Source organism: Archangium violaceum, assembly GCF_016887565.1.
GTDB classification, from domain to species: domain Bacteria; phylum Myxococcota; class Myxococcia; order Myxococcales; family Myxococcaceae; genus Archangium; species Archangium violaceum_B.
Genome location: NZ_CP069396.1, coordinates 5,644,658 through 5,657,658 on the forward strand (window position 1 = coordinate 5,644,658; position 13,001 = coordinate 5,657,658).

The 13,001-nt window shown below is 69.9% G+C and carries 11 protein-coding genes; 8 read left to right on the forward strand and 3 right to left on the reverse strand.

Going from position 1 to position 13,001, the window contains the following annotated elements; genetic code table 11:
* The first annotated feature begins 99 nt into the window (after positions 1–99).
* From JRI60_RS23155 to JRI60_RS23180, 6 genes are all read left to right on the forward strand, one after another.
* Positions 100–696, forward strand: a complete 597-nt coding sequence (locus JRI60_RS23155; RefSeq protein ID WP_204228021.1) for a carboxymuconolactone decarboxylase family protein — start codon at positions 100–102, stop codon at positions 694–696.
* Complete coding sequence (locus JRI60_RS23160) at positions 693–1,595, forward strand: RNA polymerase sigma-70 factor (protein WP_204228022.1); 903 nt, start codon at positions 693–695, stop codon at positions 1,593–1,595. Before JRI60_RS23155 ends, JRI60_RS23160 begins: the two co-directional genes overlap by 4 nt.
* A 455-nt stretch (positions 1,596–2,050) precedes the next feature.
* Positions 2,051–3,118 (forward strand): alpha/beta fold hydrolase, encoded by a 1,068-nt coding sequence (locus JRI60_RS23165; protein ID WP_204228023.1) that lies wholly within the window; start codon positions 2,051–2,053, stop codon positions 3,116–3,118.
* On the forward strand, positions 3,115–3,951 hold the full coding sequence (locus tag JRI60_RS54575) for a MerR family transcriptional regulator (RefSeq protein WP_204228024.1): 837 nt from the start codon (positions 3,115–3,117) through the stop codon (positions 3,949–3,951). Before JRI60_RS23165 ends, JRI60_RS54575 begins: the two co-directional genes overlap by 4 nt.
* Before the next feature lie 553 nt (positions 3,952–4,504).
* Positions 4,505–5,761, forward strand: coding sequence for an FAD-dependent monooxygenase (locus tag JRI60_RS23175; RefSeq protein WP_204228026.1), 1,257 nt, complete (start codon positions 4,505–4,507; stop codon positions 5,759–5,761).
* A gap of 221 nt (positions 5,762–5,982) precedes the next feature.
* Positions 5,983–6,501: a hypothetical protein gene (locus tag JRI60_RS23180; RefSeq protein WP_204228029.1), complete on the forward strand. Its 519-nt coding sequence runs from the start codon at positions 5,983–5,985 to the stop codon at positions 6,499–6,501.
* A gap of 9 nt (positions 6,502–6,510) precedes the next feature.
* On the opposite strand, the gene JRI60_RS23185 is transcribed toward JRI60_RS23180, so the two are convergent.
* On the reverse strand, positions 6,511–7,026 hold the full coding sequence (locus JRI60_RS23185) for an FHA domain-containing protein (protein ID WP_204228031.1): 516 nt from the start codon (positions 7,024–7,026) through the stop codon (positions 6,511–6,513).
* Between the two features lie 193 nt (positions 7,027–7,219).
* Between JRI60_RS23185 and greA the strand changes: the two genes are divergently transcribed.
* On the forward strand, positions 7,220–7,729 hold the full coding sequence (gene greA / locus JRI60_RS23190; RefSeq protein WP_204228033.1) for a transcription elongation factor GreA: 510 nt from the start codon (positions 7,220–7,222) through the stop codon (positions 7,727–7,729).
* A 91-nt stretch (positions 7,730–7,820) separates the two neighbouring features.
* Positions 7,821–10,496, forward strand: a complete 2,676-nt coding sequence (gene recG, locus JRI60_RS23195; protein WP_204228035.1) for an ATP-dependent DNA helicase RecG — start codon at positions 7,821–7,823, stop codon at positions 10,494–10,496.
* Positions 10,497–10,506: 10 nt separating this feature from the next.
* Here the strand turns inward: recG and JRI60_RS23200 are convergent, their stop codons facing one another.
* Entirely contained in the window at positions 10,507–10,794 is a 288-nt protein-coding gene (locus tag JRI60_RS23200; RefSeq protein ID WP_204228037.1) for a hypothetical protein, read from the reverse strand.
* A 172-nt stretch (positions 10,795–10,966) separates the two neighbouring features.
* Positions 10,967–13,000, reverse strand: coding sequence for an immunoglobulin domain-containing protein (locus tag JRI60_RS23205; protein WP_204228039.1), 2,034 nt, complete (start codon positions 12,998–13,000; stop codon positions 10,967–10,969).
* Position 13,001: the final 1 nt, after the last annotated feature.

Consider the following 13,001-nt stretch of genomic DNA (forward strand, 5'->3'; position numbering starts at 1 on the left):
GCCACGGCTGACGAGGATATCCGGCGCGGATGTCACACGCGCCGGGCGTCCGGTGTCTCCATGTCGACGCAATCTCACACGGACACACCAGGAGGAGACATGACCACGACCAGGATTCCCCCGAAGGAGCTCACCGGGCTTTACGGCGCGATGGTGAAGAAGTTCGCTGGCAGGATGTTCGGTCAGGTCCCCGAGTCGCTCGGCGTGATGTGGCACCACCTGCCAGTGCTCAAGGCCAGCATGGGCTTCGGGCAGAAGCTCCAGAAGTGGGACCAGTGCGACGAGAGCCTGAAGTCGTACGCGCACATGGCGGTGGCGTCGCTGGTGGGCTGCTCGTGGTGCCTCGACTTCAACTACTTCATGGCCCACAACCACGGGTTGGACGTGGAGAAGGCGCGGGAGATCCCGCGGTGGCGGGAGTCGGACGTATTCACCCCGCTGGAGCGGGAGGTGCTGGAGTACGCCGAGGCGATGAGCCAGACGCCCCCCACGGTGACCGACGAGATGGTCGCGAGCCTGCTGAAGCAGCTTGGTGCCGCAGCGGTCATCGAGCTGACCACCGTGATCGGGTTCGCCAACCTGACGACCCGCTCCAACACCGCGCTGGGCATCGAGTCGGAGGGCTTCGCCGCGTCCTGCGGACTGAAGCCGCTGGCGCAGCCGAGCGCACGGCCGGGGGTAGCGTCCGCGTCATGAACACCCCACGAAACACCATGACCGAAGAGGACCCCTTCGTCACCCACCGCAGCCTGCTCTTCACGGTCGCCTACGAGATGCTCGGCTCCGCGGTCGACGCCGAGGACGTCGTGCAGGAGACCTGGCTGCGGTGGGCGGACATCGGTGACGCGGGTCGGGCAGAGGTGCGCGACCCGCGCGCCTACCTGGTGAGGATCGTCACCCGGCAGGCCCTCAACCGGCTGCGGACGCTGGCCCGCCGCAAGGAGGAGTACGTCGGCGAGTGGCTGCCCGAGCCGCTGCTCACCAGTCCCGACGTGGCCGAGGACGTCGGGCTCGCGGAGAGCGTCTCGATCGCGATGCTGACCGTGCTGGAGACCCTCACGCCGGCCGAGCGCGCCGTGTTCGTCCTGCGTGAGGTCTTCGACATGCCGTACGACGAGATCGCGTCGGCGCTCGACAAGACGCCGGCCGCGGTCCGGCAGATCGCCCACCGGGCGCGGGAGCACGTGGCCGCACGCCGGCCCCGGATGCAGGTCGACCGGACGCAGCAGCAGGCCGTCCTGGAGCGGTTCCTCGCCGCGGTCAACTCCGGCGACCTGCAGGGGCTGCTCCAGGTGCTCGCCCCCGACGTGGTGCTGGTCGCGGACGGCGGCGGTCTCGCGAGGGCGGCCCGGCGCCCGATCCTCGGCGCCGACACCGTGGCCACCTTCCTGTCCCGGTTCCCCACGCTCGCGCCCGGTGCGTCGATCGCGACCGTGTGGATCAACGGGGCGCCCGCGCTCCGGGTCGACGCCGCCGGCAAGTTCGACACCGCGGTCAGCGTGGTGGTCGAGGACGGCCGGATCACCCGGATCTACGCGATGCGCAACCCGCACAAGATGGGCCGGCTCGACGAGGAGGCCGAGCTCACCCGGTGACGTCCGCGACGGCCGGTCCGGGCATGGATCGGTCCGTCACGGCGTTGGTCCCGGTGTGCACGTGTACGACGCGGTGGTGATTGGCGCCGGCCAGGCCGGCCTGTCGGCGTCGTAGTCCGCCGTCCAGTTCCTGGGGGAGCTGGCGCCGGTGACCGACACCGTCTGGGTGACCCGCCGGGAGCCGGTGTGGCGCGACCACTTCGACGAGCAGGCCGGGCGCGACGCGGGGGCTCACTGCTCGGGCGGCCCCTGCCAGCGGCCCTCCTCGGCCCCTCCGCTCCAGCCCTCACCCTCCACACGGCCTCTATTCCGCCTATGCGCCGGCGGCGCCATGGGGCAGGTCTTCAGCGCGGGGAAGCCCCGGGTGGGCTGCGCGGCACACGCTTGACTCTCCCCCAGGGGCAGACCGCCACCCTCCACGCATGTCACCCAGATACAGGTCGCAGAGGAACCTCATGGCGGTAGCGCTTGGAGCACTCGTCTTGCTGGTGGGCGTGGCGGTGGGAGCGTGGTGGTGGATGGGGCGCGCGCTCTTCCAGCCGGGCACCGTGGAGCAGACGCTGGCCGCGCGCGGCGAGACACTGGAGGTGCCCCCCGGACAGCGGGCCGACGCTTCGGAATGGCAGGTGGCGCCGGGCGTGCGGCTTCACCAAATGGCCGTGGGCGAAGGAAGGGATGTCGTCGTCGTGCACGGCGGCCCGGGCCTGCCTCCAGCAGCGCCGTGGCGCGCGGCCGTCCTCACCGGCGACACCCTGCGCTGGCACTTCTACGACCAACGCGGCTGTGGTGCCTCCTCGCGGCCGCTCACCCACGCTCCAACGGGCGGAACGTGGCAGGCCATGCGGGAGGTGGAGGCACGACTGGGACTTGCCGCTCAACTGGCGGACCTCGAGCGCATCCGACGTCTGCTCGGACGTGAGCGCCTCACGCTGGTGGGGCACTCCTTCGGAGCCCTGGTGGCCGCGCTCTACGCGGCGGAGTGGCCAGAGCGGGTGGAGGCCCTCGTGCTGGTGGCGCCCGCGCCGCTGGTGACGATGCCCGCTGGCGACGGCGACCTCTTCACGCAGGTGCGGGCCCGACTGGACGCGGAAGGACAGCGCGCGCTGGAGGTGTGGATGGAGCACACCTTCGACCTCCCCGCGCGCCTGAAGGACGACGAGGCCCGTCTCGCCGAGCACTTCGCGGGCTTTGGACCTCTCTACGCCCAGGCCATGCGGCGGGAGCGTCCCGGAGCACGGCCGCCCGGCTCCGGCGCTCCCGGAGGCTTTCTCTCCCTGGGGCTCTACCTGAGCCTGGGACGCCACCACGACTGGAGCGACTGGCTGCGCCGGGTGCGCGCGCCCACCCTCGTCATCCACGGAGCCGAGGACCTTCAGCCGCGTTCCGCCACCGCTCGCGTGGTACAAGCCCTGCCCCACGCGCGGCTGGTGGAACTGGCGGGCAGCGGGCACTTCCCCTTCGAGGAGCAGCCCGAGGCCTTCGCGGCCACGCTGCGCGCCTTCCTCGTGGAGGTGGAGCGGTGAGTGGATTGCTGTACGCCATCGGAGAGGTGTCGCGCATCACCGGCGTGAGCGTGAAGGCGCTGCGCCTCTACCAGGAGAAGGGTCTGCTCCAGCCCTCGCGCGTGGACCCCTCCTCCGGCTACCGCTACTACACCGAGCACGACATCGCCCAGGCCCACACCCTGCGCGCGCTGCGCGACCTGCGGCTCTCGCTGGAGGAGATTCGCGGGGTGCTCGCGGAGCTGGACCAGGGCGCCTCGCTCGCCGAGCAACTGGGGCGGGTGCGCGCCCGGCTCGCCGAGGAAGCGGCCAGCGCGCAGCGGGCGGTGATGGCCCTGGACACGCTGCTGCGGCACCAGGCCCGGGCGGAGGCCTACCTGCGCGCGCCCCCGCCGCTCGTGGAGCGGTGGCTGCCATCGGTCCGCGTCGCCGTGCACCGCGCCCGGGGGCGCTACTCGGACGCGGCGGTGGTCTTCCCACGGCTGCTGGCCGCGTGCGGCCCCCACGTGGCCGGTGCTCCCTTCTGCCTCTTCCACGAGGCGGAGTACCGCGAGGACGACGCGGACATCTCGTGGTGCGTGCCCCTGGCGCCCGGGGCACGCCCGGAGGGCGTCCACGTGGAGGAGCTGCCAGAGGTGCAGGCGGCCACGCTCGTTCATACCGGACCGCCCGACTCGGTGGGCCCCTCCTGGGCGCGCCTCTTCGCCCACCTCCATGCCCGGGAGCGAGCCCCGGCCGTTCCCCTGCGCGAGACGTACCTGCGCGTGGGCGCGACGGATGCGGCGCCCGCCTCCTCGTGGCTGACCGAGCTCGCGCTGTCCTGGGAGGAGAACGGGAGCCGGGGCACTCCCTGAGGTGGGGCCACGCGGGGTCCGAATCCGATTTCGTTGACTTCACCTCGGAGCAACGCCGCCCTCCAGAAACCCCATCGGAGGGGGAAGCTCCATCAGAACGCCTCGCTCACGTTCAGGTAGAAGCCCAGTTCCGAGCCGTAGGCCACGTCGAGCCGGATGTTCACGGGGGCGTCCTCGAGCGGAGCGAACCGCTCACCCCTCCTGCTCCCTTCACGTACGCCAAGCCCCGCCGCCGGCCTCCACACCTCACAACCAGGGGCGCACGGTGCTCCAGGGAGGTTCGTGGGAGCATAACGGTAACGTGTGCCCTGGCGAGAGGTGTGGCTGGGGAGGGGAAGGTGGAGGAGCGCGGGTGGGAGTACCGGCGGAGGCGGCCGGAGGGGACGGTGCTGTACGAGGCGGTGAGGGACCACCTCGCCACGTTGCTGGTGGCGGTGAGCGAGGTAGGGCGCGGCCCACGGCCTGAGTGCGAGCAGCGCCGCCGCCCTGGAGGCGGAAGGGCCCGCGGACCCTGCCCCAATCCAAGCCGATTTCCCGCACAATCCACGCTCTGGTGACGGGCACCGTCGCTCTTTACCGTCTGGACATCATGACGGACTCAACGACACCTCGTCGCCGTGTTCTGGTGGTTGGACTCGGCATCAGCGGCATCGCCACGGCCATCCGGCTTCACAAGCTCGGCTGGGAGCCCGTGCTCATCGAGCGGGCACCCGAGCGCCGCAAGGGCGGCTACTTCATCGGCCTGTTCGGTACCGGCCAGGCGTCCGCCAGGCGGCTCGGGGTGCTGGACACCCTGGTCGATCGCAATTCCCCGCTGATGACGACCTACGAGGTCGACCGGGCCAATCATCGGACCCGGGGCATGTCCTTCGTGGACGCGCCCGGCGCGCCACTCCCGCTGCTGCGCGGCGACGTGGAAAACTCCTTGTTCTCCGCGTTGCCGAAGGACGTGGAGGTCCGCTTCGCGACGGTTCCCACCCGGATAGAGCAGGGCGCGCAGGGGGCCGACGTCACGCTGACCCACACGAAGAGCGGCACGAGCACGACCGAGCGCTTCGACCTCGTGGTGGGCGCTGATGGCATGCGCTCGACCGTCCGTCAGCTCGTCTTTGGTCCGCACGAGAACTTCCTGCACCCGCTGAACTACATGATCGCCGCCTGCGTCCTGCGCAACCCCGTGCAGGGCTACGCCACGCACGAAGGACTGGTCCTGGCCGAGGCGGGAAGGTCGGCATGGGTCTTTCCCTTCGCGAATCACAACCCCACCTTGCTCTTCTCCTACCGCGTCGATGACGTGGCCGCGCAGTTCCGCGGCCGTCCCATCGAGTCGCTGCGCAAGGCGTACGGACCGGAAAAGGCGGGGTCGGTGCTGAGCCATCTGCTCAATGAGTTCGAGACCGCGGACGAATATCTGTTCGACTCGACCAACCATGTCCGCATGCCGAGCTGGCACAAGGGGCGGGTCGTGCTGGTGGGCGATTCCGCGTGGTGCTTGACCCTGTATTCAGGGATGGGCGTGTCGACCGGTCTGGCCGGGGGGGAGCTCCTGGGTGACATGCTGGAGAAGCATCCAGACGACATGGAACGCGCGCTGACCCGGTGGGAGGAGAAGCTGCGCCCGTTCATCGAGGACATGCAGCGCGACTCGCTGAAAGCGAGACAGCTCTTCACTCCGGCCAACGAGGCGCAGCGAGTCTTTCGCGCGGTGAGCATCCGCCTCATGAGCAATCGCCTGACGGGCCCGCTCGTCAAGAAAGTGATGCGCGACAAGGACTTCAAGGCGAAGATGATCGACATCGTCGCGCAGTAGTGCGGCCCGGGTCTCGAGCTCCTTGAAGGTGCGGACCTGGGGCAATGGGCGTCGGGACGTGAGAGGCATGTGGAGGGTCAACCCTCGAGCATAGGACGACTCGTAGGGCCCGAGCGGTGAGGGGTGGGGTTATCGGAAAGTCGAGAAATGACGTCTCCACCCCTCGGGCCGGTTCACCCGGGCGTTGCCACGAGGGGCTCGCGGTCGTAAGACGGGACCCCGTGTCCGCCCCCGATCCCCGGAAAGACCCCCGTTTCCGCCCCTTCCGAGTCGCCGCCTACGGCCTCTACATCGCCGTGGTGAGCGTCTTCTGCCTGGCGATCATCATCAGCGTGACGCGCTCGGTGGCGGCCATGACGCCGGAGAAGAAGCCCCCGGCCGACCAGGTGCTCTCCTACCGGGAGTGCCTCGACGCGGCGGACTCGCTCTGGAAGCAGCTCGAGTCCGAGCGCGAGGTGCTGGTGCGCACCTCGCCCGCTCGCAAGGTGGACCAGGAGTGGATGCGCTTCCGCACCTCCTGGTTGCAGCAGTTCCGCGACCGCGAGGCCCAGTGCGCCCTCCAGTCCAGGGACCGGGTGGGCCTCAAGGACGTGTTCCGCCGGCTCGAGGCCGTTCAGGACCTCTACAACATCCACGCCGTCCAGTACGCCGGCGAGGTGGGCGGCGAGGTGGACGCGCTCCACGCCGCCTTCTCCGCCGCGCGCAAGAGCCCCTCGGCGGGCTGGCCGCAGCAGCAGTAGCGCCGAGCCTCAGCGCGGCGACGGCTTCCCGGCGCCCAGCCGGGTGTGCAGCGTGTCCGTCAGCAGGTACCAGAACTGAACATTTCCGAAGCTGAGGATGTCGCCGTCCTTCAGCGTCGCCTCGCGCGTGGAGAGGTTCTGCCCGTTGAGGAAGGTGCCGTTGGTGGAGCCCAGGTCGCGCACCGTGCAGCGGCCCTGGGCCTCGTTCCACCTGAGCACCGCGTGGCGCTTGGACACCGACCCGTCGTCGATGAACAGATCGCAGTCCGGCAGCCGGCCCACGCTCAGCTCCTCCTCCCGGTCGAGCGGGGGGAGGGTGGTGATGAGCAGGTTCTCGAACTCGAAGAGCAGCGTGAGCATGCCTCGCTCGATGGCCTCGGACGAGGCCACGCGCGTGGGCTCCAGCACGGCGTCGGACGGCAGGCCGGGCGGGCGTTGAATGAAGACGAAGGGGCCCAGCTGACGGCGGAAGGCCCCGATGGACAGTGACGCGCCGAGCGCGCGGAGTTCTTGGATGGACAGCACGGTCCGGCAGCATGCCAGAAGTCCGGCCGGCCGGTAGGGCGAGTGCCGCATCGTCGCTTGTGCGATGGGCGGGTTTCGTTGACCAGCCTGTCAAACTCCTCTTACAGTTTCCCTTTCGGCCCGGTCGCCGCCATCGTGAAGGAGGGTGGTGGGACCCGGCGTTCACCTATTGGCGTGGGAAGGAGTCGTATCAATGAGTGGGAGCGGGAACATTCCGATGACCCCCTCGGGTCTGCGGAAGCTGAAGGCGGAGCTGAAGCACCTTCAGACCGTCGAGCGCGGGAAGATCTCCAAGGAGATTGAGGTGGCGCGCGCGCACGGGGACCTGCGCGAGAACGCCGAGTACCACGCGGCCAAGGAGAAGCAGTCGCACATCGAGGGCCGCATCCTGGACCTGAACGACTGGATTGCCCGGGCCGAGGTCATCGACCCCAGCAAGCTGGGCGGGGACAAGGTCGTCTTCGGCGCGACGGTGGACCTGTTGGACGTGGAGACGGACAAGACGGTCTCCTACCGCCTGGTGGGCGAGCTGGAGGCGGACCTGAAGAAGCGGTGGATCGCCGTCACCTCGCCGGTGGCGCGGGCGCTGATCGGCAAGAAGGTGGGCGACGTCGCCACGGTGCAGAGCCCGGGCGGCGTGCGCGAGTACGAGGTCCAGGAGATCCGCTTCGACGATCCCCAGGACGAGTCCGCCGAGAGCTGACGCGCCGCCTTGAGGGCGAACAGCCGGGGGAGCGGGCACCAGCTCGCTCCCCTGTGTCGTTCTGGTGGCGGAGTGCAGTCCTCGCCTTAGGATGAGACGTTCGGATCCGCCTGTGAACCACCCGCTCGCCAGCCTCGTCGGCCCCCTGAAATATGCCTGCCGGAGTGACTTCGCCCATCTGTCGACGGTGAAGGACCTGCGCGGTCTGTTGGAGCGCACGCTGGCGGGAGCCTCGGGGGTGGACGCGGAGGCGCTGAAGCACCTGAGAGCGGCGTTGCCGCACGTGGACCATCCGGCGCTGGACAGGCGCAAGGCGGCGCTGCGGAGGGTGGTCGCGGGCCTGAAGCTGAGCGGAGTCCCACTTCCGGACGAGCTGGTCCAGGTGGCCAACGCCCCCACCCCCATCACCCCTCTCCCCCCGGGAGAGGGACGGGGTGAGGGTCGTCCCGAGGTGGTCCCCGAGTGGAAATCGACGGCCCCCGTCCCTCCGCCCCCCGGGAGCAAATCCGCGTCCCCCGCGCGAACCCTCGCGAGACCCACCCCTCCGGCCGCGGAGCCAAAGAAGCCCGAGCCGGCGGAAAAACCCTCGGACAAGCGCAAGAAGCGGGTGGCCAAGGGCCAGGAGGAGTCTCGGGCGGAGGCGAAGCTGCTGTCGATCGCGCCACGCTCGGGGCCCCTGGCGATTCCGCTGAAGACGATGGGCAAGAGGCTGGGCCCGCGACTGCTGGCGGCGCTGAACAAGAAGGGGCTCAAGCGGGTGGGGGACATCCTCTTCCTGCTGCCGCGCTGCTACGAGGATCGGCGCAAGCTGCTGAGCATCGCGGAGCTGATGCCCGGAGAGCGGGGCGTGACGGTGGGCGAGGTGAAGCTGGCGGACTTCGTGCCGAGCCGCACGGGCAAGCGCTACTTCCGGGCCGTGGTGGCGGACCGCTCGGGGAGCATCGCCGCGACGTACTTCAACGCGGGCCCGTGGCTCAAGCAGCGCTTCCCGGTGGGCAAGCGGCTGGTGCTGTCCGGAGAGGTGCGGGCCTCGCTGTCGGGGCGCGAGATGGCGCACCCGGAGATAGAACCGGCGGAGGACCTCGAGGGGTCCTCGGTGCACTTCAACCGGATCGTCCCGGTGTACCCGGGCTTCGAGCGCGGAGACCAGCGGATGTTCCGGGAGCTGGCCTCGGTGGTGAGCGAGTCCTACTCGAACCACGTGGAGGAGCCGCTGCCGGAGGGCCTGCGCAAGAAGCTGGGCCTGATGACGCTGCCCGAGGCGCTGCGGGCCATCCACTTCCCGTCGGAGGACGCGGATCCGGAGATGCTGGACCGGCACCTGAGCCCGGCGCACCGGAGGCTGGCCTTCGACGAGCTGTTCTTCCTGCAACTGGGCGTGGGGCTGAAGCGGCAGGGGGTGAAGCAGGAGAAGGGCATCACCTTCGACATCTCGGAGCCGAGGCTGGAGAAGGCGCGCGGGGCGCTGCCGTTCCAGCTCACGGGGGCGCAGAAGAAGGTGATTGGCGAGGTCGCCCAGGACATGGGCCGCCCCGAGCCGATGAACCGGCTGGTGCAGGGCGACGTGGGCTCGGGGAAGACGGCGGTGGCGGTGGTGGCGTCGCTGCTGGCGCTGCAGGACGGCTACCAGGTGGCGGTGATGGCGCCCACGGAGATCCTCGCCGAGCAGCACGAGCGGACGTTCCGCAAGCTGCTGGAGCCGCTGGGCTACAAGGTGGGGCTGGTGAGCGCGGCGGGGACGGCGAAGCGCAAGCGGGAGATCCGCGACGCGGTGGCGCGCGGGGAGATCCACCTGGCGGTGGGCACGCACGCGCTCGTCCAGGAGGACATGGGCTTCCAGAAGCTGGGCTTCGTGGTCATCGACGAGCAGCACCGCTTCGGCGTGCTGCAGCGGCACACGCTCATGAGCAAGGGCGTGCACCCGGACGTGCTGGTGATGACGGCGACGCCCATTCCGCGCACGCTGGCGATGACGCTGTACGGGGACCTGGACGTGTCCATCATCGACGAGCTGCCGCCAGGGCGCACGCCGGTGAAGACGCGCGTCTTCAACGACAAGCAGCGGGCGCGCGTGTACGAGGCCGTGGCCTCCGAGGTCCAGAAGGGCCACCAGGCCTACGTGGTGTATCCGCTGGTGGAGGAGTCGGAGAAGCTGGACCTGGAGGACGCCACTCGCGGCGCCGACAAGCTGCGGCAGGTGTTCCCCGGCGTGGAGGTGGGCCTGCTCCACGGGCGCATGAAGCCCGAGGAGAAGGACCTGGTGATGGACGCCTTCCGGTCCGGCACCATCCAGCTGCTCGTCTGCACCACCGTGGTGGAGGTGGGAGTGGACGTGCCGAACGCGTCGGTGATGGTGATCGAGTCCGCGGAGCGCTTCGGCCTGTCACAGCTGCACCAGCTGCGCGGACGCGTGGGCCGCGGCGCGGCGGTCAGCTACTGCTACCTCGTGGCCAACCTGGCGCGCTCGTCCATGGTGTCCTCCGAGCGGCTCGGCGTGATGGAGCACAGCACCGATGGCTTCGTCATCGCGGAGAAGGACCTGGAGATCCGCGGACCGGGCGAGTTCCTCGGCACCCGGCAGAGCGGCATGCCAGAGCTGGCGGTGGCGAACCTCGCGCGGGACGGGGATCTGCTGTCGCTGGCGCAGCAGGAGGCTCGGAGCATCCTGGCGAGAGATCCCCTGCTGCAGGCCCCCGAACATCAGGGACTGGTGAAGGCGCTCGAGGAACGCTGGGAGGGCCGGTTGGCCCTCGCCAGGGTGGGGTAGGCCGGAGCGCTCAGCCGACGGCGAGCAGCGCCTGCTCGGCGGCGGGCTCCGACGCGGCCCAGAGCCACTCGGAGAGCTCGGCCGTGCGGCTGGTGTAGAGCTCGTTCGGATCCAACCCGAGCTCCCGGCACTTGCCGTGGAAGAGGGCCTCACCACCGCGGACGTGACAGTGGTTGATGAAGTCCTGCACCGTCTCGAGCGCTGGGTGCTCCTCCAGGAAACGCCGCAGCGCGAGGTTGGTGCCGGACTCCTGGGAGTGCTGGACGACGGGGGTGAACATGTTTCTCTGGGTATTCATGCGCCCTCCGGATTCGCGCGGAGTGTAGCTTTTCCGCGCTTCGTCACTCCAGCGTGACCTCCGTTTTTTCCGAAGTTTCGAGAGAAAGTTCTCTCAACTTCGTTGCAAATAAAAAACGGTGGCCCCACTGAAATGGGGCCACCGTTCGTCCGGCGAACCGCGAGGGTTCAGCTCACTGGGCGGTGAGGGCGCCCACGGCCACGTCGATGGGGCCCAGGGTGCCACTCCCGGGCAGCGCATGGGCCTTGGTGACCCGGAGCTCGACCGGGCCCGAGGGCAGCGTGGGGCCCGTCTTCAGGTCCAGCGCCACCGAGAGCACGGGCCCGGTGAAGGACACCGCCGGAGCGGCCGTGCCCTTCTGGAACGCGCCCACGAGCAGGGTGCTGTCCTTGGCGTTGCTCCTGAAGAGCTGGGGGCCGCTGCCCAGATCGAAGGCGTGGTTGAGCGCGTACTCGGAGTCCCCGGAGGCCAGCTTCGCCCAGCTGGCGCGGGGCTGGTCCGCCGAGAGCGTCAGATCCACGCCCCGGCCCGCCGTCCCCGCGGGCGCCAGCAGGTCCAGCACGAGACGGTCGTCCGTGGACAGCGCGGCGTTCTTGACCAACCTCCAGCCGGTGCCCTGCGGGTCCTCGTAGGAGATGCCCGTGGCGGCCGGCACGGTGACGGTGGCGGAGGCCGTCTTCGTCGGGTCGGCCACGCTGGTGGCCACCACCGTGAACCGGCCAGCGGCGGCGGAGGGCGCGGTGTAGAGACCGTCGTTGGAAATCGTTCCGCGGCTGGAACCGCCACCCACGGACCAGGTCACTCCCGTGCGCGTGGTGCCCTTCACGGTGGCCGTGAAGGAGGTCGACTCCCGGGCGGAGAGCGTCTTGGACGTGGGCGTGAGGGAGATCTCCACGTCGCGGACGGTGACGGCGATGGTGTCCCGCTTGGTCGTGTCCGTCACGCTGGTGGCGACGACGGTGTAGGTGCCCTTGCGGTTGGGAGCCGTGTAGACGCCCGTGTTGGTGATGGTGCCGTTGCTGGCACCACCCTCCACGGACCAGGTCACCGCCGTGCTGCCCGTGGTGCCGGTGACCTCCGAGGTGAAGGTCGCGGTGGCGCCCTGGTCGAGCGTCGCCGTGTCCGGGGTGGCCGTCACGTTCACCGCCACTACCGTCACCTGGGCGGTGGCCTTCTTCGAGGGATCGGCCACGCTGGTGGCGACGACGGTGTACGTGCCACCGCGGGAGGGCGCCGTGTACACGCCCGAGCCGTCGATGGAGCCGTTGTTGGCACCGCCCTCGACGGACCAGGTCACCGCCGTGCTGCCCTTGGTGCCCGTCACCGAGGCGGAGAACGTCAGGCTGCCCGTGGAGTGGGTGCTCGGCTGGGCCGGGGTGAGGCTCACGGCGATGGGACGCACCGTCAGGGTGGCGCTGCCCTTCTTCGTGGGATCGGCCACGCTGGTGGCGAGGATGGTGTACGTGCCCGCGGTGTTGGGAGCCGTGTAGATGCCGGAGCTGGTGATGGAGCCGTTGTTGGCGCCGCCTTCCACGGACCAGGTCACCGCCGTGGTGGGGGTGCCCGTCACGCTCGCGGAGAACTCCACCACCGCGCCCTGATCCACCGTGTCCGTTCCAGGCGTGAGCGCGATCGTCACCGGCACCACGTTCACCCGGAGGGTGCCCTTGCGACGCGGGTCGGCCACGCTGGTGGCGACGAGGGTGTAGGTGCCCGGCGTGGTGGGCGCCGTGTACACGCCCTGCTCGGTGATGGAGCCACCGGCCGCGCCCTCCACGAGGGACCAGGTGACCGCGGTGTCATCGGCCCCCGTCACCCGGGCGGTGAAGGTGGCGCTGCCCGCGGTGGGGACGGTCGCGGCCGTGGGCTCGATGGCGACGACCACGGCCTCGAGGACCGTGATGGTGGCCGTGTCCTTCTTCGAGGTGTCCACCGCGTTGGTGGCCACGACGGTGTACGTGCCCGCCGTGGTGGGCGCGGTGTAGACGCCCGAGCTGGTGATGGTGCCGTTGCCGTCACCCCCCTCCACGGACCAGATGACGCGCGGCTCCTTGGCCTCCTGGACGGTGGCGGAGAGCGAGGTGCTGTCACCCGCCAGTACCGAGGCGGTCTTCGGCGAGACGGTCACCGGGCCCGCGTCCGGGTCGCCGCAGGCGACGAGCGTTCCGAGCAGGAGCGGAACAATGAGTTTGATCAACGTTTTCATG